This is a genomic window from Vibrio sp. 1641, from assembly GCF_033339995.1.
Taxonomy (GTDB): Bacteria; Pseudomonadota; Gammaproteobacteria; order Enterobacterales; family Vibrionaceae; genus Vibrio; species Vibrio alginolyticus.
Map to the genome: position 1 here is coordinate 1 of NZ_JAWOVP010000532.1, position 511 is coordinate 511.

General features: G+C 45.8%; 1 pseudogene. It reads left to right on the forward strand.

Features of this window, described 5'->3' with window-relative positions:
• Window positions 1-511 (forward strand): annotated as a pseudogene (locus tag R7Z47_RS26965) (IS3 family transposase); the annotation flags it as partial.

Genomic DNA, 511 nt, shown 5'->3' on the forward strand with positions numbered 1-511 from the left:
TGATGAAAGTGCCGAAATTCGTAGGCTTCGGAAAGAACTGCAAAGAGTTACCGAAGAGCGGGATATACTAAAAAAAGCCGCGGTGTACTTCGCAAGCCAGTCCGACTGAGGTACGCCTTTATCAAAGCCAACCAGTCAGTTTGGCCTGTTCGACGGATGTGTAAAATCCTTGGGGTTCATCCAAGTGGTTTTTATGCCTGGCTAAAATACCCTGACAGCAAACAAGAGAAACGGCGTAAGTATCTTCTCGGACTTATTAAACAGTTTTGGCTGGAATCAGGTGGGGTTTATGGCTATCGGAAGATATACAGTGACCTACGAGATGAAGGGGAATTCTGTGGAATCAACCAAGTACATCGCTTGATGAAACGAGAAGGCTTACAGTCACAACGCGGGTATCGCAAACCCAGAGCTAAAGCGGGTACTGAACATGTCATTTCGGCTAACAAATTAGCCAGAGAGTTCAATCCAACGGCTCCAAACCAATCGTGGGTGACCGATATTACTTATA